The following is a 26,278-nucleotide window of genomic DNA, read 5'->3' as shown; positions in this document are numbered from 1 at the left end:
CGAAGGGCGCTGGGTTTGCCTTGACCGACGCTACGACGGGCCGTCGTCTAGCATGTCGTGGTACTTAGTTGCCCCTGGAGGGGCGGTTGGGTACCACGATCTCTCGGGTTCGCTAACCCGGCCGCGCCGATCAAGAAGTGGGTCTCGCGGTCGCTGTGGGATCAGCGTCAGCCAGGGCCAGTAGGCCCACCTGGCGGCAAGGTCGCCGCTGGTCGTCGGCGTTGCCGCTCTAGGGAAGCAGAGCGAATGTGCCTGCGTACCCACCTTTGATCCCGGGTCGGGCTTGGGGTTGGGCTTGGACCGCGGGGTGGCAGCGGAGGTCGGGGGTTTCGGCGAGCGCTGGCGAGCCGCCGACCTGCGCGGTGCCCGCGGGAGCATACGGTCTGCGACTGGCGCGGACCGGGGCAGATGGCCTGTCTCAAGAAATCGAATGTGACCCCGAGCCTGAAAGATCGTCTCGGCGCCGGTGCGTGACGGCAAGATCGCGGAGTCTTCGAGGTGGCGGCGGGTGGCGTTGAAGGAAGCGCTACCACGCCTTCACCAGAGGCGGACAGAGTCACGCCGTCATCTGGTGCTGGGAGGCTCCCATGGACAACAAGCAAAAGGCGCCCGGGGTCGGGCGCCGTACGCTGCTCGCCGCGCCGGCGGCAGCGGCGCTCGTGGCTGGCCCCGCCGCCGCGCTGCTGGCGGGCGGCGAGGCGGCGTCGGCGCACGAAGGCGGCGCGGCCGGCGGCTTCGACTGGCAGAGCCCGCGTTTCGCGCTCGCCGTACTGCCGGACACGCAGTACCTCTTCGACGAGGACAGCTCCGACCCGGCGCCGCTGGAGGCGACGTTCCGGTACCTGAAGCAGGAGCGGGCCGAGGCGAACATCGCGTTCATGACCCACCTCGGCGACGTGACCGAGCACGGCAGCGAGCACGAGATCGGGCTGGCGGACCAGGCGTTCCGGCTGATCGACGGGAAGGTGCCGTACAGCGTCCTCGCCGGCAACCACGACATCCGCGGCGGCGACGACCAGCGCGGCGACTCGGCGTACCTGCGCGCGTTCGGCCCGCAGCGGTTCGCCGGCACGCCCACGTTCGGCGGCGCCTCGCCGGACGGGTACAACAGCTACCACTGGCTGCGCGCCGGCGGCCGCGAGTGGCTCGTCCTCGCCCTCGACTGGCGGATCTCCGACCGCGGCATCACCTGGGCGCAGGGCGTGATCGACGCGCACCCGAAGCTCCCGGTCATCGTCACCACGCACGACCTGGTCTGGGCCGAGGACAGCGGCGAGGCGCACCTGTCGGACAACGGGCAGCGGCTCTGGGACCGGCTGATCCGCAAGAACGACCAGGTGTTCCTCACCCTCAACGGGCACTACTGGCCGCCCGGCCGCACCGTCCTGAAGAACGACGCCGGCCACGACGTGCACGCCCACATCACCAACTACCAGGACCGGTACTACGGCGGCGCGGGCATGATCCGCCTGTACCACTTCGACATGGTCCGCAACGTCATCGACGTGGAGACGTTCTCGCCCTGGTTCCTCGCCCGGGACCCGGCCAAGCGCACGCCGCTCGAGGCCGAGACGATCGAGCTCACCGGCCCGATCGACAGGTTCAGTGTGGACATCGACTTCGACGCCCGCTTCCAGGGCTTCGCGCCGGTACCGCCGACCGCGCCCCGGCCGCCGGCCGCGGTGGTGTCGCGCACGACCGTGGCGTACTGGCGCTTCGACAGCTCCGGCCTGAGCGGCACGGGCGGCGCGGGTGCCCCGGTGCCCGCCGGTGCCATCGCCCGTGACCTCACCGGCAACGGAAACGACCTCACCCTCCAGCGCCTGCACACCAGCGCCCCCGAGGTCGTGACCTGGTCGGCCGAGCACCACCCCGGCCAGCCCGCGCACGCCAGCCTCCGCTTCGACGGCGGCAAGGGCCCGGACCGCGGCGCGATCCTCCGGGCCGGGGCGAACGCTCCGATCAACAACATGAAGTTCCTGACCGGGTACACGATCGAGGTCTTCGTCAAGCTGCCGGACCCGTTCGAGGGTGACCACGCGTGGATGGGCATCTTCAACTGGGAGGGGCGCAACGGTGACGCCGGCAAGACCACGGGCTGGTCGCCGCTCGAGCCGACGTGCAGCCTGAACATCTCGCCGGAGCGCTTCCTCCAGTTCGTGGTGTACCCGGAGAAGCAGGACGCGGACCCGACCTCGTGGAGCCACGCGCTGCCGACCGGCCGGTGGATGCACCTCGCGGTGGTCAACAACGCCAGCGCCACGACCGTGTACGTGGACGGCTCGAAGATCGCCCGTAACCCCACCCAGCCCTCGACCGGCATCTGCACGATGGGCCGGCCGTTCGTGGTGGGCGCCAACTCGTTCGACCTCGGCTACGGCCAGGGCTTCTACGGCTGGATCGGCGACATCCGGATCTCGTCGAAGGCGCTGCGGCCGGAGCAGTTCCTCACCCCGCACGGCAAGTAGCGGCTGGGGCGGGCGGCGGCATCCCACGGCGGACCGCCGCCCGCCCGACTCAGGCCGGCTTGCTCGTATGCGTCAGCGCCTCGGCGTACTTAAATGTAAAGATTCTTAATTATTCCAGCAAGACCATTTCCTGGGCGGACGCTGTCAACGCGGACGTCACCAGGCAGTGGGCGGCGGTTCGCGTGCCATGCCCCGGGCGGAAGTGAAGTTCGCCTAACCTATCTACCCGTGACCCCCAAGACCCTGCTGGGTGGCAAGCGGGGGCTGCCCGCCCACGTGACCGTGTATGTCTTCGTCATCGTCCCCTTCCTCGCCCTGCTCGCGGCCGTGCCGATCGCGTGGGGCTGGGGACTGTCCTGGGTGGATGTCGGCCTGGCCGCCGGCTGGTATGTCTTCACCTGCCTGGGCGCCACCGTGGGTTTCCACCGGTACTTCACGCACGGCGCCTTCAAGACGGGCCGCCCGCTGAAGATCGCGCTGGCCATCGCCGGCAGCATGGCGGTGCAGGGCCCGATCCTGCACTGGGTGGCCGACCACCGCCGGCACCACGCGTTCTCCGACAAGGAGGGCGACCCACACTCGCCGTGGCTCTTCGGCACGTCGCCGGCCGCGCTCGCCCGTGGCTTCTGGCACGCTCACCTGGGCTGGATCCTCGACCGGGACCTGACAAACCAGGAGCGGTTCGCCCCCGACCTGCTCGCCGACCGCGACCTCCGGCTGGTACACCGCACGTTCGGCCTGTGGACCCTGGTGACCCTCCTGGCGCCGGCGGTGATGGGTGGCCTGATCACCTGGTCGTGGTGGGGTGCGGTGACCGCGTTCTTCTGGGCCAGCCTGGTCCGTGTGACGCTGCTGCACCACGTCACCTGGTCGGTCAACTCGGTCTGCCACATGATCGGCGAGCGCCCCTTCGCCGCCCGCGACCGCTCGGCCAACTTCTGGCCGCTGGCGATCCTGAGCATGGGCGAGTCCTGGCACAACCTGCACCACGCGGACCCGACCTGCGCCCGGCACGGCGTGCGCCCGTGGGAGATCGACATCTCGGCGCGGGTGATCTGGATCTTCGAGAAGCTCGGCTGGGCCCACGACGTCCGCTGGCCGTCGACACCCCGGCTGGCCCGCCTCCGCCGGGAGCCCACGCCCGCATAGCGCTCGATCTGTGACAGGATCCTCGGCGGCGCGACTACCGCCCCGAGGGAGGACAGACTCGATGCGTCGACTGTGGAGCCGGTTCGGTATCCGGGCGCTGGCCCTGTCGCTGCTCGCCGCCGGCGTTCTCGGTGGCTACCAGCTGGGGCAGGGGCGGGCCGCCGACCAGGACGGGGTCCGCGCCCAGCTCACCGCCGACGCCGGCCAGCAGGAGATCGTGTACCTCAAGGAGCGCCACCGGGAGTACACGGTCGCCACGGCCCAGCAGCGCGAGGCCCAGCGCGCCGCCGCCGAGAAGGCGGCCGCCGCGGCGCGGACCGAGGCCGAACGGGCCCGGAAGGCCGCCGACGCGGCGAGCCGTAAGAAGCGCGAGGAGCAAGAGGCCAAGGCCGAGCCAAAGCCGTACACCGGCCCGGTCCCGGCCTCCTGCAACGAGTACAGCGGCAACCGCCGGACCGGCTGCGCGCTCCTGATCAGCAGCGGCTTCGGCATCGACCAGATGCCCTGCCTGGACAAGCTGTGGACCAAGGAGAGCGGCTGGAACCACAAGGCCCGCAACCCGTCCTCCGGCGCGTACGGCATCCCCCAGGCGTACCCGGCCGGGAAGATGTCCACGGCCGGGTCCGACTGGGAGACAAGCCCGGCGACCCAGATCAAGTGGGGACTGGGCTACATCAAGGACCGGTACGACGACCCGTGCGGTGCCTGGCAGCACTCCGAGGACGTCGGCTCGTACTGATCAGCCGGTCAGGCCCGCCGGCATCGGGAGGGCGCCCGGGAGCGGGAGGCGTGGGTGGTGCCGGTCGTGGCCCGCGCCGCAGGCCCAGCCGGGCAGATGCCGGCGACCAGCATGTTGATCCACGCCGCGTCGATCGGGTGCAGCTCGGGGAGTCCGATCTGGTAGTGGCTGAGGTTGGTGGCGAGTGACAGCTGGCGGCTGCCGTCTGGGGAGTGCATCGACAGCGTGATCTGCCCGACAACGCCGCCGTCGTGGCCCCACGCCGGGCCGCACGGGGTGGTCACCCAGTAGAGGCCCAGCCCGTACCCACCGGCGTCGGGCTGCGCCGGGTCGCTCGGCACCGTGGTGCGCATCTGCGCCAGCTGCGCGGGCGGCAGGAGCCTTCCGCCGAGCAGTGCGCGGAAGAACGTGTCCAGGTCGGACGGTGTGGAGATCAGCTCACCGGCCGTCCAGGCCCACGTCATGTCGTACCGGGCGAAGTCGCGGACGCCCAGCAACGCGAAGTGGGCACCGGCGTGCGGGCCGCGGATCGTCGGATCGGCACCAGGGAAATACGTGTCCTGGAGCCGCAGCGGGCGGATGACCCGCCGGGTGACCTCGGCGGCCGCGTCGTTTCCGGTGACCTTTTCGATCAGCAGGCCGGCGAGGATGTAGCCAGTGTTCGAGTACGAGAAACGCTCGCCGGGCGCCCCGGTCGGCGGCAGCGACAGGCCGATCCGGACCAGCTCCTCCGGCGTGAACGACGTGCTCCCGACGCTGATCACCTCGGCCAGCGTGTCCAGCACCGCGTTTGTGTAGTTGCCGATGCCGCTCGTGTGGTTGAGCAGCATCCGGACCGTGACCTGCTGACCCAGCTCGCCGGGGACGAGCTAGGGCAGCCACCGCCCGATCGGGTCGTCCAGCCCCACCTTGCCCTCGGCGACGAGCTGGAGCACGGCGGTGGCGACGAAGCTCTTGGTGATGCTCCCGACCCGGTGCCGCATGTTGGGCTTGGCCGGGCGGGCGGTGGTCAGGTCGGCGATGCCGGCGGCGCCCGACCAGGTGCGGTCACCGTCGCGGACCTCGGCGAACGCGGCGGGCACCCCGGCCGCGTTGATCGCGGCGAGTGCCCTGCCCAGCGCCTTGCGGTCGAGCGGGTCGCCGGGCGCCGAGGAGGCGGCTCCGGGCAGGCCGGCGACCGCGACGAGGAGCACGGCGGCGGCCGCGACGGCGCGTACCATCTGTCGTCGTCTCATGCGGCCCATCGTCGGTGACCGATCCCGCGGGCGCGTCCTCCCATGGCGGGATGTGAGGGTCCGTCCGAAGGGGAGGTGGTCCTGGCTCCCCTGATACGTGGCGGACTGGTCCTATATCCGTCGTCCGGACGGTGGCTCCCTGTCCAGTGCCCATTGGTGCAGACTGAGCCGCGTGGAAGCGCTGCGGCTCTTGGGCGGCCGGTACCGGCTGGAGGACCAGATCGGCACCGGCGGCATGTCGGTGGTCTGGCGGGCCACCGACGAGGTGCTGCGCCGCCCCGTCGCGGTGAAGGTGCTGGCCGGCCGCCTCGCCTCCGACGCCGGCGCCAGCCTGCGCATCCAGGCCGAGGCCCGGTCCGCCGCCCGCCTGTCCCACCCGCACGTCTGCGGCGTGTTCGACTACGGAGAGTCGACCGACTCGGACGGCAGGCCGGAGCCGTTCGTGGTGATGGAGCTGCTGCGCGGGCCGACGCTGAGCCAGCGGATCGCCGACGGTCCGCTGCCGCCACACGAGGCGATGCGGGTCTGCGCCGAGGTGGCCAGCGGCATCGCGGCGGCCCACGACGCCGGCCTGGTGCACCGCGACATCAAGCCGGCGAATGTCATCCTGACCCCCGCCGGGGCGAAGGTGGTCGACTTCGGCATCGCCGCCGCGGCCGGTCCGCTCGAAGACCTCGACCAGGACGACCGGATGATCGGCACGCCCGCCTACCTGGCGCCCGAGCGGCTCACCGGCGACCAGATCGTGCCCGCCTCAGACGTCTACGCGTTGGGGCTGCTGGTCCACTACGTCCTGGTCGGCCGGCTGCCGTGGGCGGCCGAGACGACCACGCAGATGCTGCGCGCGCACTCGTATTCGGAGCCCGACCCGCTGCCGCCGGTCCTCGGCGTGCCACCCGGCATCGCCGACCTGTGCGGCCGCTGCCTGGCCAAGGAGCCGGCCGACCGGCCCAGCGCCGCCGAGGTGGCCGACGTCCTCGCGCGAGCCGCGGGCATGGTGGTGCGCCCGGCCGACGGCGGGTTGCGGCCCGCCGCCGCGCCGGCACCGGCCAGCGGCGCGGCGGTCGACGACCACCCGACGCTGGAGCCGGCCGGTGACCGGCGCCGGCAGCGCACCCTCGCCGTCGCGGTCGGCGCCGCCATCGTGGTCGCGACCGCCGTGGTGGCCACGCTCATCGCCGGCCCGGGCGGCAGCCCGCGCGGCGCGCTCGCCGAGCAGCGACCCCAGGAGGCCGGGGGCACAAGCGCGGCGGGGAGCGCGGTCACGGTGACCACCGCGCCCGGCGACGGCGGTACGGACGAGACGCCGGCCGGCGGCGGTGGGCGCGGAGCCGACGGGCCGACGCTCAGCCCCGCCCCGGCGACGGGTGGCGCTCCGGGCGGCCCGGCGACCGGTCCCGCCGCGGCGACCACGGCACCCACCACGGGCGCCGCGCCGCAGGTCACGCCGCCGACGGCCGAGCCGACGCCCTCCATCCTGCGGCCGACCGGACCGCCGCCGCCGGACCGGACCCGGACGCTGACCTCGGCCGGTGGCAGCGTCGACGCGAAGTGCCAGAAGGACGGCGACGTCCGGGTCCTGAGCTGGAAGGCCGCGCGCGGCTACCGCGTGACCAAGGTGGTGCCGGGACCGGCCGACGTCGCGCGGGTCTGGTTCGACGGCAAGACCCTGGTGCGCATGAAGATCCGCTGCCAGGACGGCGTCCCGACCTGGGTCAACTCGCCGGACTGACCCCTCGCTGTTGATCAGGGACTTCGTGGTGGGACGCGCCGCACCACACGCCCACCAACTCCCTGATCAACTGCTGGTTTGGGTCACCTCGATCAGGTCGGCGTCGTGGTCCGCCGTCCAGTGGACTGGGAGGCCTGCCGACATCAGGTGGGCGCCGGAGTACAGCGCGCCGGCCGCTGCGTAGCGGGTCGCCGGGTCTAGGGCGCGCAGCTTGAGGCGGACGGGCCTCGCGGGGACGGTGCCTAGGCCGTCTAGGGGGCCGGGGTTCCAGGCGAGCACGACCACGCGACCGTCCAGTGTGTACTGCACCGCGCAGCGTTCCTCGTCCGGGCCGCCGATCCGGTGCACCTCGCCCTGGGTGACGACGTCGCGGACCTGCTTGTACCGCGCCACCCACCGGGCCGCCTCGGTGCGCTCGGCCGCGCTCCACCGCCGAATGTCCGCGCCGATGCCGAGCACGCCGGCGCTGGCCAGCACAAACCGGAAGGCGAGCGAGCGGGGCCGCGTGTCGAAGAGCCCGGTCGCGTCGGTCACCCAGGAGCTCATCAGGTGCGGCGCGTGGGCGCGCAGGTAGCCGTCCTGGATCCGCAGCCGGTCGATCGGCGCGGTGTTGTCGCTCGGCCAGACCACGTCCACTCTGGACGCCATCGCCAGGTCGACCCGGGCGCCGCCGGCCGCGCAACCCTCGACCGTCACATGTGGATGGTCGCGGCGCAGCGCCTCCAGGATCCGGTACAGCGCGGCCACGTGCGCGCCGTCGAGGTCCGGGTCCTCCAGGGGTACGCCCATGCGGCCCGGCTCGGTCCGCGGGCGGTTGAAGTCCCACTTGAGGTACGTGATGTCGTACCCGCGCAGCAGCCCGTCCAGCGTGGAGTGCACGAACTCCTCCACTTCCGGCCGACCCAGGTCCAGCAGGTACTGGTTGCGGATGGTGGTGCGGGGGCGGCCGTCCACCTGGTACACCCAGTCGGGGTGGGCCTCGTAGAGCGCCGAGCGCGGGTTGACCATCTCCGGCTCGACCCAGAGCCCGAACTCCAGGCCCAGCTTGCGCACCCGGTCGACGAACGTGTCGAACCCGTCCGGAAACTTCGCCGGGTCCGGCGTCCAGTCGCCGAGGCCGGCGGTGTCGTCGCCGCGCCCGACGAACCAGCCGTCGTCCACCACGAACGTCTCCACGCCGATCTCCGCCGCCACCTCGGCGAGCGCGAGCTGCCCGGCGGCGGTGACGTCGAAGTACGTGGCCTCCCACGAGTTGTAGATGACCTTGCGGGTACGGGTGAGGCGGTCGCCGGCGAGGCCGCGCTCGTACGCGTGCCAGACCCGGGCCAGCCCGTCGACCCCTTCGGCGCTGTACGCCCCGGCGGCCACCGGCGTGACGAGCGTGGCACCGGGCGCGAGCGCCAGCGGCCCCTCGACCGCGACGCGACCGGCGCGGATGCGGGTGAGGCCGGCGGCGTCCCGCTCGGCGACGATCCGCCACGAACCGGTCCAGGCCAACGCCACGCCCCAGGTCGGGCCGGTATCCCGGGCGTCCCGCACGGCCAGGTACGGCGAGAACTGGTGCCCGGTCACGCCCAGCGTGCTGCCGATCTCGAACCGTCCCCGCCGCAGCTCGGTGGTCGCCGGCGTGAACTCCTGCGCCCACTGTCCACTGAGGTACGTGAGGCGGGCGCCGTGCGGGGTGGGTACGGAGAAGCCGGCCGACCCCAGCTCCACCAGCTGGAGGGGAGAGTCACCGGCGTTGGTCAGCTCGACCCACCGCTCCACCACGTCCGAGTCGGCGGCCAGCCGGTAGTGCAGGGCCGCTCGCAGCCCGGAGCCGGCGTCGGCGAAGTCGACCCGGAGCGAGTCACCCTCCTGCGCGGCGTCCTCGAACGACCAGGACAGCGCCCGCGCCGGCCGCACCACGAGGTCCGGGCCGGCGAACGGGCGGACCCCGTCCGGCGCGTACTCGACGGCGGCCACGTCACCCGGGGTCATGTACTGCGGCCGGCCCACGTAGCCCAGGGGAGAGGGGCCGTCGCTGACCCCGTGCGGCCCCCACGCGCGCAGCTCCAGCCAGCCGCCGTGCTCCGGCAGCCCGACGGTGTACTCGGTGGTGGCTCCGCGGAGCGTCCACTCACGACTCACTTCACGAACCCTTCGTTGAGCCGGCGCTGGAGGTCCAGATCGTTCCACATCGGATGGTGCGGGGCACAACGGCGGTACCGAGCTGCTCGACTACCTCGTCGACCCGGCACCACTGCGCATAGTGGACGGACACATCGCGCGGCTGGAGGCACCCGGGCTGGGCATCGACGTGGACGAGGAGGCGGTACGTCGCGCCGACCGTACCGGCCACGCGTGGCGCAACCCGGTGTGGCGGCAGGACGACGGCTCGTTCGCCGAGTGGTAGAGCTGCGCGCCTCGGTCGACCTCGTCCACGCCACCGCCACCTAGCGCGGCCGGCCGTGCCGGCGGTTGTGAAGCGCGGAGGGTGAGGCCGCGGGAGCAGCGGTCTGGACCACCGCGGACGTCGCGGTAGCCCAGATCTGGAATGTGATCCTCTAGCTGCGGACGCCGCGGTTGCGGAGCGCCTCCAAAGCGCGGTCGGCGTGCTGCTCCATGCTCATCTCGCTGTGGATGACGGCGATCACGCGCCGGTCGGTGCCGATGACGAACGTCATCCGCCGCATGCTCATCGGGCCGAGCGGCAGCTTCCGCTTTACGCCGAGCGCCTCGGCCACCTCGCCGTCGGCGTCCGACAGCAGTGGGTAGTCGAAGTTGTTCTTTTCGGCGAACTCCCGCTGCCGCTCCACGCTGTCCCGGCTGATCCCCACCCGCTGCGCGCCCACGGCCTTGAACTCCCGGGCGAGGTCCCGGAAGTGGCAGCTCTCCGCGGTGCAGCCGCGGCTGAGCGCGGCCGGGTAGAAGAACAGGACGACCGGCCCGCCGAGTAGCAGCTCACTGAGCCGCCGCGACGTGCCGGTCTGGTCGGGCAGATCGAAGTCCGGGACCAGGTCCCCCTTGTCCACACCAGAAGCCATGCGGCAAGGCTACGCCGCCCCCGACCCGACCGATCACGCCCGTCCGTCGATCTCTAGATTGGGAGCATGACGACGTACGTGCTCATCCCGGGGGCGGGTGGCTCCGCCTTCTACTGGCATCGCGTCGAGCCGCTGCTGCGCGAGCGTGGCCACGACGTCGTCGCGGTCGACCTGCCGGCGGGGGACGACTCGGCGGGGTTGACGGAGTACGCGGACGTGATCGTCGACGCGATCGGTGACCGCACCGGGCTGGTGCTCGTCGCCCAGTCGATGGGTGGGTTCAGCGCACCGCTGGTCGCCGCCCGCGTGCCCGTGGAGCTGCTGGTCATGGTCAACGCGATGGTCCCTCGGCCGGGCGAGTCCGCCGGTGCGTGGTGGGAGAACACCGGGCAGGCCGCGGCCGCCGCGGAGCTGGCGGCGCGGGAGGGGCGTTCGACCGAGTTCGACCTGGAGGCGTCGTTCTTCCACGACGTGCCGCCGGAGGTGACGGCGGCGGTGTTCGCGCGCGAGGAGCCACCGCAGTCGGGTACCCCGTTCGAGCTGCCGTGGCCGCTGGACGCCTGGCCGGACGTGCCCACCCGCTTCCTGCAAGGGCGCGATGACCGGTTTTTCCCGCTGGAGTTTCAGCGCCGGCAGGCCCGTGAGCGCCTCGGCATCGAGATCGACGTGATGCCCGGCGGGCACCTCGTGGCGCTCAGCCAGCCGGCGGAGCTGGCAGCGTGGCTGGACCGCTACCGTACGGACGCGGCTCTCGCCTGATCGGGGAGCGGTCGCCGACCAGCCACAGGTGGCCGTACGGGTCGACGAACCCACCCTGCCGGTGCTTGCCCCACGGCGCCTCGTGGTCGCGGACCGGGTCGCGAGTGCCGTCCGCGCCGGCCTCGACCGCCCGCCGCACAAACTCGTCCGGGTCGTCGACGAACACCTCGACCCGCACCGTGCGCGTGCCGGCCGTGGCCGGTGTGTCCCAGCCGTTGTCCGCCGGCTCGCCGAGGAAGAATGGCGCGCCGGCCACGTCGAGACCGACCACCGAGCCGAGATCCCACATCACCGTGGCGCCGAGCGCCACGTTGTACCACTCCTTGGCGGCCGCCGCGTCCGGCACCGCGAGCATGACCGAGATGACGGGTCGCGTCACCGCTGTCACATTACTAGCGGTCCAGCGTCTGCGGGGGCGATACGCCCGAGGGGTTGGGCGATCATCCAAAGGTGGCCGAAGGGGTCGGCGAGGCGGCCGCCCCGATCGCCGTACGGCTGGTCCTTGATGGGGAAGACCACGGTGGCGCCGTTCTCCTCCATCCGCTGGCCGACCGCGTCCGCGTCGTCCACGTACAGCGCCATCACCACCGGGGAGCCGCCGAGCGTGGGCGGGGCCGGGTCGCCGTCGCCCTCGTCCTTGACCGCGAACGTGGTACCGGCCAGCTCCAGTTCGGCGTGGTGGATGCGGCCGGTGCTCTCGTCGGTGTAGCGGCTGATTTCCTTGGCGCCGAACGCTTTGGCGTAGAAGTCGATCGCCTGCGCGGCGCCTTTCACCACCAGGCGGGGGTACATGTGGGTCATGTCCCGATCATGCCGCCGGCGCCGGACCCTCGCCTTGTAAGAACGGGACATGGTTGCGCTCTTCCACCGACCGGGGCTCGTACTCGCTGGGGCTCTGCCCGGCGTACGAGCGGAAGTCGTGGATCATGTGCGCCTGGTCGTGGTAGCCGCACTCGGCCGCCAGCCGCGCCCAGTCGCCGCCCGTACCCGCGAGGCGGGTTGTGGCGGCGGACAGGAGGCGCTGGAAGCGACGTACCCGGGCAAATCGCTTGGGAGCCAGACCCACCTGGGCGCTGAACAGGCGCACGAGCCGCTTCGTGGTCCAGCCCAGCCGGTCGGCGGCCTCCGCGACCGACGCGCCGCCGTGGAGTGCGGCCACCGCCGCGGCGAGCGCCGGGTCCGGGCGCGGCGGCTCGGCCGCCGCGAGCAGCGCGGCCTCCACCACCGCCCGCATCTCAGCCGCGGAACCGCAGGCCAGCAACCTGTCGCGCAGCGCCGGCCCGCGCCGGCCCCACACCGCATCGAGGGGTACGAGCCGGTCGCACGCCTCCGCCAGCCCCGGGAAGAACGGCCCCGCCCCACCCGGCCGGAACGCGACCCACAGGATGGCGCGCTGGTCGGCGGTGTCCACCACGGCGGAACGCGCGCTCGGCCCCTGCAACGCCGCCCCGCCCGTGCGGATCGGCGGCAGCCCGTCCGGCGCGGAGTGCAGCGCGTCGCGGTCGAGGTTGACGAGCAGCTGCACGGTGCCGGTGGGCAGCACACGCTCGCGGCCGTGCGGAAACCGCCCCTCGAGGTAGCCGATCGAGGAGATGAAGGGCGCCAGCGCCGGCGAATGCGGCCGCATTCCTCGACCCTATCGAGGAGCGGGTACCCACGGTTAGGGTGAGACCACCCCACGGATGATCAAGAAGGAGCGCCCGGTGTTCGTCGACCTGCCCCTTGACAAGCTGCGCGCCTACCAGCCCGAGCGGAGCGAGCCCGCCGACTTCCGCGCGTTCTGGACGACCACGCTCGACGCGGCCCGCGCCGCCGCCACGCCGGCCACGTTCACCCCGCTCGACAGTGGACTGTCCACTGTGGACGTCTACGACGTGACGTTCAGCGGCTTCGGCGGACACCCGATCAAGGCCTGGTTCCTCGCGCCGCGCGGCGCCGCCGGCCCGTTGCCCTGCGTGGTCGAGTTCATCGGGTACGGCGGTGGCCGCGGCCGCCCGCTCGACTGGCTGGTCTGGAGCGCGGCCGGTTACGCCCACCTGGTCATGGACACCCGCGGCCAGGGCAGCGGCGGCTGGCTGCCCGGCGACACCCCGGACCCGGCGGAGTCCGGCGGTCCGCACACGCCCGGCTTCCTGACCCGCGGCATCCTCGACCCGGAGCAGTACTACTACCGCCGCCTCTTCACCGACGCGGTGCGCGCCGTGGAGACCGCCCGCGAGCACCCGCTGGTCGACCCCACCCGCGTCGTGGCGGCCGGCATCAGCCAGGGCGGCGGCATCGCGCTGGCGGTGGGCGGCCTGGTCGACGGGCTGGCCGCGGTGCTGCCCGACGTACCGTTCCTGTGCCACTACCGGCGGGCCACCGAGATCACCGACAAGTCGCCGTACTACGAGCTCACCACGTACTGCAAGAGCCACCGCGACCAGGTGGAGCAGGTGTTCGACACGCTGCGGTACTTCGACGGCGTCAACTTCGCCGCGCACGGCACCGCCCCGGCCCTATTCTCGGTGGGGCTGATGGACGACATCTGCCCACCATCCACTGTGTACGCGGCCTACAACCACTGGGCCGGCCAGAAGGACATCCGCGTCTGGTCGTACAACGCGCACGAGGGCGGCCAGAACGCCCAGAAGGCCGAGCAGATCACCTTCCTGCACGACCTACTCAAGCCCTGACCCCGACGTCTATCCATAATGGAGATTTGAGCTACCGCGATGCCCGCGGTGGTCCGGACCGCTGCTCCCGCGGCCTCACCCTCCGCGCCTGGTGGCGGTTACCCCTTTGCCTCCGGCGGGGATCTCCGGCCTCCGGGATGGCATTAAGGGTGGATGCTGGGTGCGCGCCTGGCGTCGCTGCCGGTGGTGGTCTCGCTGATGATCGTTCGCCCGATACCTACACGACACGCCGACGGCGCCGCGGATTCTGGGCGAACGATCGCAGCGGGACTGACTCGTCGGGCTTTGTGATGACTTGTTGCTGCCAGGGCAACCACAAGTCCTCACAAAGCCACCTCTCGCGACACGGCGACGGACATCGCGGCGGCTCGAATCCCGACGCGAAGCAGATCCGTAGAAGAGACTGCGGACGGACTCAATGACCCCGACTCCGGAAGCTCTATAGTCGACTCTCTGCCGCCAGGGCGGCATGAGGTCGACCTTTCGGGGTTAGGTCTCGGGGCTTGTCCGGGTGATGTCGTGGAAGCCTTTGCTTTGCTCCCTATGCGGGGCGGCGACCGGCCGTCGTCTCTGCTGCGCTGAATTGGCAGCGAACGGTGAGGTGGCGCCCGGTTGGCTCTGGGGCTCGGCCTTGCTCGCATTTCGGTGGTCGGCCTGGCGTCTGGTCCTGGGGCCGCAACAGCTCCAGCGCCGCCCGCGACCTGTCGCCAGATCACCCTGTTCCGTTGCTGCCAGGGTGGCCACGGAGTCTCCGGTGTCAGGTCTTCTTGGTCAATTCTCCTCCTCGCAAAATTGCAAATTCAAATATCCCTAGATCGACGAATATAACTGGTGGTCTTGGAGTTGATGCGAGACAATTAACGGGTGTCCACCGATGCGTTAGACCAGCTGCACGAGGTAGCGAGTAAATGCGCTACCGCGTCGGTCTGGACGCTGAGCGATGACGAACTAGTCGATTCCCTTGACACGATCCACCAAGCGTTGCAAACGCTTACCGCAGCCCAGTTGCATGTGATCCGGGAAATCGACGGTCGCGGCCTGCCGATCGCGCAGCACGCTTCCAGCACCGCGGTGTGGTTGCGGGAGCGTCACCGCATCAGCATCCACGCCGCGAAACGGCTGGCCGACCTCGCGAGAGCGGTTGACGAGCGGCCCGCTCTCGACACCGCCCTGGTCGCGGGTGCGGTCAACGCTGAGCAGGCCACCGTTATCGCTACTGCGGTCCGGGATCTTCCCGCCGACCTCGGCCCTGATCTGGTGGATGAGGCCGAGGCGGTGCTGGTCGGTCAGGCCGAGCAGTTCGAGCCCGCGATCTTGCGTAAGGCTGGTGAGCGGATCCTGGCCTATGTGGCGCCCGAGATCGCTGACGCTCGTGATGCCGCTGCGTTGCGGCGGCAGGAGGCCCGGGCGTGGCAGACGCGGGCGTTTCAGCTCACCCGGCTCGGCGACGGCCGTGTCCGGGTCACCGGCTGGCTGGACGAGGCCGGCGCGGCGACCGTCAACGCCGCCCTCGACCCGCTGTGCGCGCCCCGCCACGACGACGAGCCGCGCACCCCTGGCCAGCGGCGGGCGGATGCGTTGGTCGAGGTGTGCGACCTGGCCACCCGCACCGAGCGGTTGCCGGACAACGGCGGGCAGCGGCCACACGTGATGGTCACCGTGCCATTCGAACTGCTCGAGCAGCAGTTCGGCGTCGGGATGCTGGACACTGGTGGGCGGCTCAGCCCCACCCAGGTCCGCCAGATGGCCTGCGACGCGCAACTGATCCCGGCCGTGCTTGGCGGCGACGGGCAGGTCCTGGACCTGGGCCGCACCCGGCGGCTGATCACCGGATCGCTACGGCGGGCACTGGAGCTACGCGACCGAGGATGCGCCTTCCCAGGCTGCGACCGACCACCACGCTGGTGCGACGGCCACCACATCCAATCATGGGCCGACGGCGGACCCACCAGCCTGGAAAACAGCGTGCTGCTGTGCCGCTACCACCACCGCATCATCCACCGTGGACAGTGGATAGTCCGGCTTTGTGTCGAGGACGGCAGGCCGGAGTTCATCCCACCCGCCTACGTTGACCCGCGACAGCGACCCCGTCGAAACCCTTACCACCACCGGACGTGACCGGTCGCTACTCGTCGAGATCCGGCGGTGAGCCATCCGGCCTCCGGAACGGCACCGCGGGTGCGCACCGGCGGTGGTCTCGCTGGTGGTCGCTCGCCCGTTACCTACCCGCCAGACCAGATGTGCATCGCGCGCGCCAAGGGCTTCCGCGCGCCGGGTTGGGGCGGCTGAGCGTCCAAAATTCGGCGCAGGCCACGCCCGCACAGTGCCATCCCGTCGGCCCTCGACCCGCTTGTTCTTGGAGCGGGCCAACGCCCGGGGCGCCACCACGCACGGACCGCAACGCACGGCACAGACGCTGGCGCCCCGCGCGTTGGTCTGCTCTGCTCTTGTCGGGTCGAGGGCCGACGGGATGGCACTTCCCCCCATCCCGGAAGCCGGAGCGCTCCCGCCGGAGGCAAGAAAGTGGGGTAACAGCAACCACCCGAGGGAACGCATGACGACCCGCCAACCTCGAGGCCGATGCGGGCCGCTTCCTTTAAGGAAGCAGAGCAAACGCGCGGAGGGTGAGGCCGCGGGAGCAGCGGTCTGGACCACGACGGGCGTCGCGGTAGCTCTGAAGGTCTTTGTCAGTGGGATTCGCGGCCGACGTCGGGGCCGCTGGCGCCGGTCAGGAAGTCCAGGTCGGCGCCCTTGTCGGCCTGCATGACGTGGTCGACGTACAGGCGCTCCCAGCCTCGGGCCGGTGAGGCGTACGCGGCCACGCTCGCCGCTGACGGCTGGCGGGTGGCGAGCTCCTCCAGCGGCAGGTCGATGTCCAGGCGGCGGGCCGGGACGTCGAGCACGATCGGGTCGCCGGTGCGTACCAGCGCCAGCGGGCCACCCACCGCGGCCTCGGGCGCGGCGTGCAGCACCACCGTGCCGTACGCGGTGCCGCTCATCCGGGCGTCGCTGATGCGTACCATGTCGCGGACGCCCTTGGCGAGCAGCTTGGCCGGCAGCGGCAGGTTGCCCACCTCGGGCATCCCGGGGTAGCCCTTGGGGCCGCAGCCGCGCAGGATCAGCACCGACGTCTCGTCCACGTCGAGGTCGGGAGAGTCGAGGCGGGCGTGCAGGTCCTCGACGCTCTCGAAGACCACCGCGCGCCCCCGGTGCCGCAGCAGCTCGGGTGAGGCGGCGGCGGGCTTGATGACGGCGCCGTCGGGGGCGAGGTTTCCCTTGAGTACCGCGATGCCGGCGTCGTCCAGCAGCGGCTTGGCACGCCGGCGGATGACCTCCTCGTCCCAGATCTCCGCGCCGGCCAGGTGCTCGACGAGCGGGCGGCCGGTGACCGTGATGGCCGCGCCGTCGAGCAGGTCGCTGACCTCGTTGAGTACCGCGTGCAGGCCGCCGGCCCGGTAGAGGTCGTCCATCAGGTGGCGGCCCGCGGGCTGGAGGTCGACCAGCAGCGGTACGCCGGAGCCGACGCGGTCGAAGTCGTCCAGCGTGAGGTCGACGCCGGCCCGACCGGCGATCGCGAGCAGGTGTACCACCGCGTTGGTGGAGCCGCCGATCGCGGCGAGCGTGACGATCGCGTTCCGGAACGAGGCCTTCGTCAGGACGTCGCTCGGGCGCCGCCCCGCCGCGACCAGCTCGACCGCGAGCTTGCCGGTCTCGTGGGAGAGCGCGAGCAGCCGGCTGTCCGGTGCCGGGGTGCCGGCGATGCCGGGCAGCGTCATGCCGAGCGCCTCGGCCATGCTCGCCATCGTCGAGGCGGTACCCATCGTGTTGCAGTGGCCGCGGCTGCGGATCATCGCGGACTCCGACCGCATGAACGCCTCCTGCGACAGCGTCCCGGCCCGCACCTCCTCGCTGAGCCGCCACACGTCGGTGCCGCAGCCCAGCGGGGTACCGCGGAAGTGGCCGGTGAGCATCGGCCCGCCGGGCACCACGACCGCCGGCAGGTCGACCGAGGCGGCGGCCATGAGCAGCGCCGGGATCGTCTTGTCGCAGCCGCCGAGCAGCACCACGCCGTCGATCGGGTTGGCCCGCAGCATCTCCTCGATCGCCATCGCGGCGAGGTTGCGCCACAGCATCGCGGTCGGGCGCACCTGTGTCTCGCCGATCGAGACCACCGGCAGGTTGAGCGGGACGCCGCCGGCCTCCCACACGCCCGCCTTGACGCTCTCCGCGACGTCGTTCAGGTGCATGTTGCAGGGGGTGAGGTCGGAGGCGGTGTTGGCGATCGCGATGTGCGGCCGTCCGGAGAACGCGCTGTCCGGCAGCCCCCGCCGCATCCACGCTCGATGGATGTACGCGTTGCGGTCGTCACCGCCGTACCACTGGGCGCTGCGCAGATCCGTCACAGCGGCGAGCCTACCGCCGCGCCGGACCAGCGACGTACGTCTACGTGTCGGAGGCGTCGTCCACCGCGGACAGCAGGGCCTCCAGGGAGTGTGGCGCGTCGTGCCGGATGCCGTTGATGAAGAACGTGGGCGTGCCGGCCACGCCGCTGCGTACGCCGCTGCCGAAGTCGCGGCGGATGCGGGCCAGGTAGTGGTGCCCGCCCATCGCGCGGCCCACGCGTTCCACGTCGAGGCCGAGGCGGTCGACGGCGAGTGCCAGCTGCAACGGCTTGAGCTGGTCCTGGTGGGCGAAGAGCCAGTCGTGCATCTGCCAGAAGCGGCCGCGCGCGGCGGCGGCCTCCGCGGCCTCGGCGGCGATCTCCGAGTACGGGTGTACGTCCGTCAACGGGAAGTGCCGGTAGACGAACGCCACCTTCGTGGGGCGCTGGCGAAGTACCTCCCGGACCACCCCGTGCGCGACGGCCGAGCCGGGGCACTGGTAGTCCCCGTACTCGACGAGGGTGACCGGGGCGTACGAGCTGCCGAGAAGGTGGTCCTCCTCGGTGACCGGCCCGCGGAGCCGGCTCATCGTCAAGCGGAAAGGATCATCCATGCCGGCATGGTCGCCAGCGGCCGGGTGACGGCGCGTCACATCCGCCGGGTGACCGTGTCGTTGCCCACGTCGGGGCCGGTCGTGCCGCGGTCACTCGCGCCCGTGTCCTGGTGACGCGGGCCGATCTCGTCGGCCCCTTCGGACGGGGCGGCGGCGTCGTGCACCGCACGAGTGTCGGCCGGCAGCAGGTGCCAGGCCCGCGGGCCCTCGTCGGCGATCGTCTTGGCGCGTTCCTCGGACTCCCGGTCGGCGCCGGTGAACCGGTTGTCGTGCTGCCGTACGTGCTCGTCCCAGGTCGCCAGCCGGTACACCTCGACGAACCGTTGCGGCTCCTCGCCCACCCGGAACAGGCCCCATCTCAGCGCGCCGGTACGCATGCGCGTGTCGCGGACCAGCCGCATCGCCTCCATGAACTCCCGCTCCCGCTCGGGGCGTACCTTGTACGCGGCGGTGACCAGCACCGGGCCGGCCTGCGGGTCGGGATGGACCGCGAGCGACACCTCCGGCCAGATGACCGCCGGCTGCCGGTCCACGTCGCGCAGGTCGGGGAACGGCCACATGGCCAGTGCGACGGCGTCGAGCAACATGATCGCGGCGGCGGCAATGAACGTCAGCTCCAGCCCGATCACCTGCGCCACGGCGCCCCAGGCGAGCGCTCCCAGGGCCTGCCCACCGGCGAACACCACCTGGTAGACGGCGAGGCCGCGGGCGCGTACCCAGTTGGGCAGGAAGAGCTGGATCTCCGCGTTCAGGTTGGCCAGGACGATGACCCAGGCGGCGCCGGCCGGGGCGAGCGCGACCGCGACGGCGGCGAGGCTGTCGAGCGTGGCCACGTCGAGCAGGCTCAGCCCGAAGATCAGGCCGGCCAGGCCCAGCAGCTTGCTCACGGACATCCGTGAGCGCAGCTTGGGCAGCGCGATGCCGCCGACGATCGCGCCGATGCCGAGCGCGGCGAGCAGCAGGCCGTACCCGTGCGAGCTGGTACCGAGTCGCCTGCTCGCGACGATCGGCAGCAGCGCCCACAGCGCGCTGCCGGGCAGGATGAACAGCACGATCCGCAGCAGCATGCGGCGGAGCGTGGGGGAGTAGCGCACGTACCGGCCGCCCGCTCGCAGCGCGGCGGTGAACCGCTCCGGCGACTCCGTCGGCTTCGCGCTCTCCGGCCTCCAGCGGATCAGGGTGAAGGCGAAGAGCAGGAAGGTGAACGCGTTCACGCCGAAGACGACCGCGACCCCGGCCTCCGCGACGAGGACACCGGCGACGGCCGGGCCGATCGCGCGGGCCACGTTGACGCTGATCGCGCCGAGAGAGGACGCGGACCGGATCTGCTCGCGCGGCACGAGTTGCGGGATCACCGCGGCCCACGCGGGCAGTGTCAGCGCCTGGCCGGTACCGAGGAGGAACGTCAGCGTCAGCAGCAGCGCCGGCCCCATGTGCCCGATCGCGGTCAGCACCGTCAGCACGACGCCGACCACGGCCAGGAAGCCCTGTACCGAGATCAGCAGGTGCCGCCGGTCGAACGCGTCCGCGAGCACACCGGCGGGCAGTGCGAAGAGCAGGATCGGCAGCATGCTGGCCGTCTGTACGGCGGCCACGAGCGTGTCGGCGTCAGTGGTCTTGACCAGCAACCACTGGGCGCCGACCGTCTGCATCCACGTGCCGATGTTGGCGGCGAGCAACGCCAGCCACAGGTTGCGGTACGCCGCTATCCGCAGCGGCGACCACGCCTGTGCCTGGCTGCTTTGCGTACTCACCACCTACCGTCGGCCTGGAGCACCCTGAGGTCGGAGACGTACGGGTCCTCCGGCGCGAGCAGGAGCAACCGCACGATCTCGCGCGCCACCGCGGCCGGCGGGGTGTAGACCGTGTCGAGGAACGAGTCACCCACGCGCTCCTGTAGCCGGGTGGGCATCGGACCGGGGTGTATCTGCATCAGCTTCACCCCGTTGTTTCCGGTGCCCTGCGCGAGCGACTCCACCAGGCTCTTGCCGTAGCTCTTGGTGGCCCGGTACACGGGGATGCCCGGGCGCGCGGCGTCCACCGCGATCGCGCCGACGTACACCGCGTTGCCGTAACCCTGGGCCCGCATGCGGCGCAGCGACTCGCGCAGCACGTACGTGGGGCCCAGCACGTTCACCTCCACCGCGCGGTGGATCTTCTCCGGCGCGAGTTCGTCGAGCGCCCCGCCGACCCACATCGCCGCGCAGTGCGCCACCCCGTGTACGGCCCCGTGCATCGCGATCTCGTCGAACGCGCGCTCGACCTGGTCGTACTTGGACACGTCGCAGGTCATCCCGTCACAGCCGAGCTCGGCGGCGACGTCCTTCACCTCGTCGACCCGGTCGCCCACGACGACGACCCGGTTGTCGGGTGCCAGGAGCCGGGCAACCTCGAGCCCCAGCCCGCTCGTCCCACCGATCACCACGAACGTCTTCACCGGGCAAGCTTGGGGTTCGCCCGGGTGAGCACGGATCACGCGGCGGGGGTGACCGGGGCAGGTTTCTAGATCAACCGCAGCTCCCGGCCTCGGCGTACCGCTTCGCGCCGGCGGGTCGCCGACAGCTTGCGGTAGATGTTGCGCACGTGCGTCTTGACGGTGTTGACCGACAGCGACAGCTCGCCCGCTATCTCCACTGTGGACAGCATGCTCTGGAGGTACCGCAGGACGGTCAGCTCCCGTTCGGTGAGCGTCTCGCCGGTCTCCGGTGACGCCGGCGGGTCGGCGGCGGCCGGCGGTGGCATCGCGGCCACCAGGTCGGCGACCAGCGGCCAGAACGCGGTACCGGCGTCGAGGTGGGCGCCGAGCAGGTCGCGCGCGTCCGTACCGCCCCGCGTGAACGACCGCCGGAACCCCTCCGGCCCGGCCATCCCCAGCACCGCCTCCAGGTCCCGCGCGGCCCGGCGGTGGTCACCGGCGCGGCGGGCGGCGATCGCCGCGAGCAGGCCGGCGTCCACGCGGACCGCGAGCGGCACGTTGACCTCGATGTCGTCCCACGGCGGCAGCGCGCGCAGGGCGGCCGTCGGGTCGCCGGCGCACAGGTGCGCCCGGGCGAGGGCTACCGCGCCCGCGGCCTCGCCGGTCGCGCGCGGCGCGTCCTCGCGGCCCGCACCCGCCCCGCCGGCCTCCCGCGCGACCGGACCGAGCAGCACGCGCGCGCCCGCCGCGTCGCCGCGGGCCGTGTGCAGGTCGGCCTCGGCGATCGCCAGCCAGCGTTCGACCATCGGCGGCAGCGCCCGTTCGCCGCGGGCGGCGGAGATCGCCCGGTGCGCCGCGGCCAGGTCGCCGCGCGCCTCCAGCAGGCCGGCGTGGGCCACCGCGACAAGCGCCGGGAACGCGGCGCCGGCACGGTCCGGCACGGGTACGCCACCGTCCGCCGGGGCCGGCGGCGCCGCACGGTCCAGGTGCGCGGCGGTTTCCGCGAGCTCGTCGCGGTGCAGCGCCACCAGGGCGAGCGCCAGGTGCGCGTGCGCGCGATCCGCCGGAGATCCTCCCGGGTACGCGCGCGCGGCCTCGCCGGCCTCCCGCAGTTCGCCCCGCACGGCGTGGACCACCGCGAGCCGCCCAGCGCAGGCCGACGCGGGCCGGGTGAGCCCGGCGGCGCGTGCCTCGGCCAGGCCGGCGGCGAGCGCGTACCCGGCCGCCACCAGGTCACCGGTCTCCATCTCGGCCACGCCGACCGCCGCGAGGGCCACCGCCCGCGTGGCCGGGTCGGCCGCCCGGAACGCGCGCTCGCCGGCCCCCGCCGCACCGTCGCCGGCCCGCCCGAAGGGTGACAGCTCACCGTGCCCGTTGCCCGTACCCGGGCTCCCTGGCGTGTTGGCACCGGGACCGATGTTGCGGGGCAGCGTCGAAGTGCCGGGCGTGCCGTGCGGGCCGCCGTTCTGGCCGTTGGGCTGGATGGTGGGGCCGATGTTCCGGGCCAGGGACGCGGTGCCCGCCGGGCCCGCACCGGGCGTGACCGGGGTGGCGTTGCGCACGCCGGCCGCCGCCGTCGCCGCCGGGCCGGTGTTGCGGCCGAGCGGCGAGGCGGGCACGGTGCCGGGGCCCCCGTTACGTACCCCGGCCCCGTGCCGCCCGCCGACGCGGCAACCGGCCGGGCCGCCGCCGCGCCGATCCCCGCCGTCGCGGAGAGATCGAGGAGCTGCCGGGCGGCCGGCAGTACGGCCGCCTGGTCTCCGTAGAGCTGTGCCTCGGCGAGCCGCAGCGCGGCCGCGACGAGGGCGTACCGGGCCCGCTGCCCCTGCGGCATCCGGTCGCGGTGCCGCTGCGCCAGCCGCAGGAACGCGGTCGCCGACGTGCGGTCCTGCGCGTCCAGGAAGGCGGCCGCGTACGCGAGCGCGAGCGCCGGGTCGGCCCGCAGCGCGCTCGCCGGTGGCGGCGGGATCGGCGGCGCGGGCAGCTGGTCGCTCTCCGGGCCGTACGGGATCAGCTCCGGCCAGTGCAGCACCAGCAGCTCGGTCGCCCGGGTCCAGTCGCGCCCGGCGAGCGCGTGCCGCAGCGCGTCCGGTGGCATGTGCCGGTCCGCGTGCCACGCGGCGGCCCGCCGGTGCAGGTCGGTGACCTGGTCGGGCGAGCGGCGGCGCAGCTCGGCGCGGAGCAGCTCGCCGAACATCCGGTGGTACCGGTAGGCGCCCGGCCGGCTCTTCAGCGGTACCACGAAGCCGTTGGTGCGCTCCAGCTCGGCCAGCACCCGGGCGGCGTCCTCCCGCCCGGTCAGCGCGTCCGCCAGCTCACCGCTTACCGGCTCGGCGATCGACGTGCGCAGCAGCACGTCCTTCGCCTCGGCCGGCTGCCCGGAGAGCACCTCGTCGACCAGGTAGCCGGCGACGCTCGGGTGCTCCCCGCCGTACCCGGCGATGAAGCGGTCCGGGTCCGGGTGCGCGTACAGCGAGCGGGCCGCGAAGCGCAGCCCCGCTGGCCACCCCTCGGTACGCAGGTGCAGGTCGTCGACCCGCCGCGCGCTCGCCGGTACGCGGTGGCCGGCGAGCAGCTCGGCCGTCTCGTCGCGGGTGAATGCCAGGTCGTGTGCGGCCAGCTCGGTCAGCCCGCCTTCCAGCCGCCACCGGTGCAGGCCGAGCGGCGGCTCGGTGCGCGCGGCGGCGACCAGGTGCAGGCGGCGGTCCGAGTGCCGGACCAGGAAGTCCAGCCCGTCCGCCACCGTCTGGTCGACCGCCAGGTGCAGGTCGTCCAGCAGCAGCGCCACGGGCCGCTCCAGCCGGGCGACCGCCGAGGCGAGCCGTTCCAGGTCGGCGTCCTCCGAAACGGCGACGCCGCGTTTGGCCAGCGCCGCGCCGACGTACGCCCAGAACCTGGGGCCGTCCCCCGCTTCGACCGTGTACCAGGCCACCGGTTGGTCCGGTAGTGCCCGCGCCCACGCGCCCATCAGTACTGTCTTTCCCCACCCCGCCGGTGCGGCCACCAGGGTCACCGGCCCGCGCGCCCCGGCGTCGAGCAACCGGGTCAGGCGCGGGCGAGCGAGTGGAACCTCCGGCGGTGGTGGGACCGAGAGCTTCGACGCCAACAGGGGGATGGCGTGCTGCTCGGTCTCGACGTGCCATTCATGCATCCGTCGCACCCCCGTGATGACGCTAGGGGAGCGTTTCACGTACCAGGGCCGGCTTATGGTTTTTGTCCGCCATCCGCGAATCACCCCGTTTGTGCGCTCAGCTCCCGCACCACGCCAGCGAAGCCGCGAACCAGCGGCGTGTCGGCACCGGCTACCCACGCGAGGGCGACCCGCAGCGGATCGACGTCGGTGAGCGGTACCCAGGACAGGTCGGGGCGGGCGTAGTACCGGGCCATGCTGGCCGGCGCGAAGCAGATCGCGACGCCCTCGGCGACCTGTTCCAGCATCTCCTCGACGTTGTCGTTGGTCGGGCCCCACCTCGGCGCCGAGCCGTCCGGGCGGGGGTTGACCGCCCACCAGTCCACCCAGACGCGCGGCGCCCGCTCCGTCCACATGAGAGGCTCGTCGTTCACCTCGAGGATGCCGATGCCGGTGCGCCCGGCGAGCCGGTGCCCGGTCGGCAGCCCGACGACGCGCGGCTCGGTGTGCACCACCTCGGCGTGCAGGCCGTCGAGGTCCGCGGGCAGCCAGGCGAACGCCACGTCGACAAGGCCGTCGCGCAGCGCGGCCACCTCACCGCCCCAGTCGAACCGCTTCGGCTCCACCCGCACGCCCGGGTGCCGCCGCGCGAACTCCGCCCGAGCCCGCGTGGTCAGCTCGCCCGCCCCGCTCGCCTCGAACCCCACGCGCAACACGCCCGACTCGCCGCGCTTGTGCCGCTCGGCCGCCGCGGTGAGCCGGTCGGCCTGGCGCAGCACCCGCTTCGCCTCGGCCACCACGTCCCGACCGGCGGCGGTGGCGGTGACCCCGGCGGCGTGCCGGTCGAAGAGGCGCACGCCGAGCTCGGACTCCAGCGTGCGCAGCGCGTACGAGAGGGCGGGCTGGCTCACGAACAGCCGCTCGGCCGCGCGTCCCAGATTGCCCGCCTCGTTTATCGCCACGAGGTACCGCAGCTGCCGCAGCTCCACGCTCGGATGATAAACGCGCTTTATCGACCCGGCGATCTTCTTTCTTGGACAAGGCCGTACTTCCGCCGCGATAAAGGACGCATGACTGACGCACACCGCACCGCCGCCGGCCGGGTCTGGCTCGTCACCGGTGCCTCCGCCGGCTTCGGCCGGGCCATCGCCGAGGCCGCGCTCGCCGCCGGCGACACCGTCGTGGCCACCGCCCGCCGCCCCGCGGCGCTCGACGACCTTGTCGCCGCGTACCCCGACCGTGCGGTCGCGAGCGCCCTCGACGTCACCGACCCCGCGCGCGTCGCGGCCGTCGTGGCCGAGGTCGTCCTCTGGTACGGGCGCGTCGACGTCCTGGTCAACAACGCCGGCCGCGGGCTCGTGGGTGCGGTCGAGGAGACCACGGAACGGGAGCTGCGCGACCTCATGGAACTGCACTTCTTCGGTCCGGCGGCGCTCACCCGGGTGGTGCTGCCGCACATGCGCCGGCAGGGCTCCGGGGCGATCGTGCAGATGAGCAGCATGGGCGGGCGGCTGTCGTTCCCGGGCGTGGGTGCGTACTCCGCGACGAAGTTCGCCCTGGAGGGCCTCTCCGAGGCGCTGGCCGCGGAGGTCGGCCGGTTCGGCGTCAAGGTCATGATCGTGGAGCCGGGCGCGTTCCGGACCAGCTTCAACGGCGGCGACGCGCTGCTGCTGTCCGCGCCGCTGCCGGCGTACGAGGAGGTCGTGGGCGGGATCCGGACCAATCTGCCGAGCGCGGACGGCAAGCAGCCGGGCGACCCGGCCAAGGCGGCGGCCGCGATCCTGGCCGCGCTGGACGCACCGGAGACGCCGCTGCGGCTCGCGCTGGGCAACGACGCCGCGGACGCGATCGGCGCCTCGCTCACCCGCCATCAGAGCGAGTTCGCGAGGTGGGAGCCGGTCGCCCGCGGCACCGACTTCGACTGACCGCTCCGACCGACAGCCAGGTCGCCGCC

At 72.5% G+C, this 26,278-nt stretch carries 20 protein-coding genes and 2 pseudogenes; 9 read left to right on the top strand and 13 right to left on the bottom strand.

All coding sequences use genetic code 11. The features are described 5' to 3' along the window. Positions 1-587: 587 nt before the first annotated feature. The 3 genes from Pflav_RS16305 to Pflav_RS16295 all read left to right on the top strand — a co-directional run bounded on the left by Pflav_RS16305 (position 588) and on the right by Pflav_RS16295 (position 4,356). Entirely contained in the window at positions 588-2,468 is a 1,881-nt protein-coding gene (locus Pflav_RS16305) for a LamG-like jellyroll fold domain-containing protein (RefSeq protein ID WP_173036932.1), read from the top strand. Positions 2,469-2,696: 228 nt separating this feature from the next. After that, positions 2,697-3,617 (top strand): acyl-CoA desaturase, encoded by a 921-nt coding sequence (locus Pflav_RS16300; RefSeq protein ID WP_173036931.1) that lies wholly within the window; start codon positions 2,697-2,699, stop codon positions 3,615-3,617. Positions 3,618-3,678: 61 nt separating this feature from the next. Beyond that, positions 3,679-4,356 carry an aggregation-promoting factor C-terminal-like domain-containing protein gene (locus Pflav_RS16295; protein ID WP_173036930.1) on the top strand — a complete coding sequence of 226 codons (678 nt, stop codon included), beginning with the start codon at positions 3,679-3,681 and terminating at the stop codon, positions 4,354-4,356. A gap of 8 nt (positions 4,357-4,364) precedes the next feature. Here the strand turns inward: Pflav_RS16295 and Pflav_RS16290 are convergent. After that, positions 4,365-5,474: pseudogene (locus Pflav_RS16290) on the bottom strand (serine hydrolase domain-containing protein). Positions 5,475-5,763: 289 nt separating this feature from the next. Here Pflav_RS16290 and Pflav_RS42910 point away from each other — a divergent pair. After that, a complete protein-coding gene (locus Pflav_RS42910) occupies positions 5,764-7,323 on the top strand; it encodes a serine/threonine-protein kinase (RefSeq protein ID WP_232071484.1) in 1,560 nt (519 codons plus the stop codon). 66 nt (positions 7,324-7,389) lie between these two features. On the opposite strand, the gene Pflav_RS16280 is transcribed toward Pflav_RS42910, so the two are convergent. Next, entirely contained in the window at positions 7,390-9,453 is a 2,064-nt protein-coding gene (locus Pflav_RS16280) for an alpha-galactosidase (protein WP_173036929.1), read from the bottom strand. A gap of 121 nt (positions 9,454-9,574) precedes the next feature. Between Pflav_RS16280 and Pflav_RS16275 the strand changes: the two genes are divergently transcribed. Continuing rightward, on the top strand, positions 9,575-9,718 hold the full coding sequence (locus Pflav_RS16275; protein ID WP_197938582.1) for a hypothetical protein: 144 nt from the start codon (positions 9,575-9,577) through the stop codon (positions 9,716-9,718). 151 nt (positions 9,719-9,869) lie between these two features. Here Pflav_RS16275 and Pflav_RS16270 read toward each other — a convergent pair whose 3' ends face one another. Continuing rightward, on the bottom strand, positions 9,870-10,349 hold the full coding sequence (locus tag Pflav_RS16270; RefSeq protein WP_269474511.1) for a peroxiredoxin: 480 nt from the start codon (positions 10,347-10,349) through the stop codon (positions 9,870-9,872). A 66-nt stretch (positions 10,350-10,415) separates the two neighbouring features. Here Pflav_RS16270 and Pflav_RS16265 point away from each other — a divergent pair, with 66 nt between their 5' ends. Next, positions 10,416-11,108 carry an alpha/beta fold hydrolase gene (locus tag Pflav_RS16265; RefSeq protein WP_173036928.1) on the top strand — a complete coding sequence of 231 codons (693 nt, stop codon included), beginning with the start codon at positions 10,416-10,418 and terminating at the stop codon, positions 11,106-11,108. Here the strand turns inward: Pflav_RS16265 and Pflav_RS16260 are convergent. From Pflav_RS16260 to Pflav_RS16250, 3 genes are read right to left on the bottom strand one after another with little or no spacing between them, the layout of a single operon-like run. Next, positions 11,044-11,487: a VOC family protein gene (locus Pflav_RS16260; protein WP_173036927.1), complete on the bottom strand. Its 444-nt coding sequence runs from the start codon at positions 11,485-11,487 to the stop codon at positions 11,044-11,046. The two genes, Pflav_RS16265 and Pflav_RS16260, sit on opposite strands and share 65 nt — an antisense overlap. Positions 11,488-11,492: 5 nt before the next feature. Next, positions 11,493-11,909 carry a VOC family protein gene (locus Pflav_RS16255; RefSeq protein WP_173036926.1) on the bottom strand — a complete coding sequence of 139 codons (417 nt, stop codon included), beginning with the start codon at positions 11,907-11,909 and terminating at the stop codon, positions 11,493-11,495. A 7-nt stretch (positions 11,910-11,916) separates the two neighbouring features. Further along, entirely contained in the window at positions 11,917-12,735 is an 819-nt protein-coding gene (locus tag Pflav_RS16250; RefSeq protein ID WP_173036925.1) for a helix-turn-helix domain-containing protein, read from the bottom strand. 55 nt (positions 12,736-12,790) lie between these two features. On the opposite strand from Pflav_RS16250, the gene Pflav_RS16245 reads away from it, so the two are divergent. Both Pflav_RS16245 and Pflav_RS16240 read left to right on the top strand, forming a co-directional pair. Continuing rightward, a complete protein-coding gene (locus Pflav_RS16245; RefSeq protein ID WP_173036924.1) occupies positions 12,791-13,783 on the top strand; it encodes an acetylxylan esterase in 993 nt (330 codons plus the stop codon). Positions 13,784-14,647: 864 nt separating this feature from the next. Continuing rightward, positions 14,648-15,901 carry an HNH endonuclease signature motif containing protein gene (locus tag Pflav_RS16240; protein ID WP_332107760.1) on the top strand — a complete coding sequence of 418 codons (1,254 nt, stop codon included), beginning with the start codon at positions 14,648-14,650 and terminating at the stop codon, positions 15,899-15,901. Between the two features lie 569 nt (positions 15,902-16,470). Here Pflav_RS16240 and Pflav_RS16235 read toward each other — a convergent pair. The 7 genes and pseudogenes from Pflav_RS16235 to Pflav_RS16205 all read right to left on the bottom strand — a co-directional run bounded on the left by Pflav_RS16235 (position 16,471) and on the right by Pflav_RS16205 (position 25,313). Then, a complete protein-coding gene (locus Pflav_RS16235) occupies positions 16,471-18,186 on the bottom strand; it encodes an IlvD/Edd family dehydratase (RefSeq protein ID WP_173036923.1) in 1,716 nt (571 codons plus the stop codon). Between the two features lie 40 nt (positions 18,187-18,226). Continuing rightward, complete coding sequence (locus tag Pflav_RS16230; protein ID WP_173036922.1) at positions 18,227-18,778, bottom strand: DsbA family protein; 552 nt, start codon at positions 18,776-18,778, stop codon at positions 18,227-18,229. Positions 18,779-18,813: 35 nt separating this feature from the next. Next, positions 18,814-20,532: an MFS transporter gene (locus Pflav_RS16225; protein WP_173036921.1), complete on the bottom strand. Its 1,719-nt coding sequence runs from the start codon at positions 20,530-20,532 to the stop codon at positions 18,814-18,816. Beyond that, positions 20,529-21,215 (bottom strand): SDR family NAD(P)-dependent oxidoreductase, encoded by a 687-nt coding sequence (locus Pflav_RS16220; protein WP_173036920.1) that lies wholly within the window; start codon positions 21,213-21,215, stop codon positions 20,529-20,531. Before Pflav_RS16220 ends, Pflav_RS16225 begins: the two co-directional genes overlap by 4 nt. A 65-nt stretch (positions 21,216-21,280) precedes the next feature. After that, positions 21,281-21,841: pseudogene (locus tag Pflav_RS45650) on the bottom strand (helix-turn-helix transcriptional regulator); the annotation flags it as partial. Continuing rightward, entirely contained in the window at positions 21,835-24,345 is a 2,511-nt protein-coding gene (locus Pflav_RS45645) for a MalT transcriptional regulator family protein (RefSeq protein WP_232071481.1), read from the bottom strand. The gene Pflav_RS45645 and the pseudogene Pflav_RS45650, both read right to left, overlap by 7 nt. A gap of 80 nt (positions 24,346-24,425) precedes the next feature. Continuing rightward, positions 24,426-25,313: a LysR family transcriptional regulator gene (locus Pflav_RS16205; protein WP_173036917.1), complete on the bottom strand. Its 888-nt coding sequence runs from the start codon at positions 25,311-25,313 to the stop codon at positions 24,426-24,428. Between the two features lie 81 nt (positions 25,314-25,394). Here Pflav_RS16205 and Pflav_RS16200 point away from each other — a divergent pair, with 81 nt between their 5' ends. Then, the gene (locus Pflav_RS16200; RefSeq protein WP_173036916.1) at positions 25,395-26,249 is read left to right on the top strand and encodes an oxidoreductase; all 855 of its coding nucleotides are present in this window, start codon (positions 25,395-25,397) and stop codon (positions 26,247-26,249) included. Positions 26,250-26,278 lie beyond the last annotated feature (29 nt).

It is taken from the genome of Phytohabitans flavus (genome assembly GCF_011764545.1).
In the GTDB taxonomy this organism is placed as follows: domain Bacteria; phylum Actinomycetota; class Actinomycetes; order Mycobacteriales; family Micromonosporaceae; genus Phytohabitans; species Phytohabitans flavus.
This window is presented reverse-complemented; position numbering and strand designations above follow the sequence as displayed.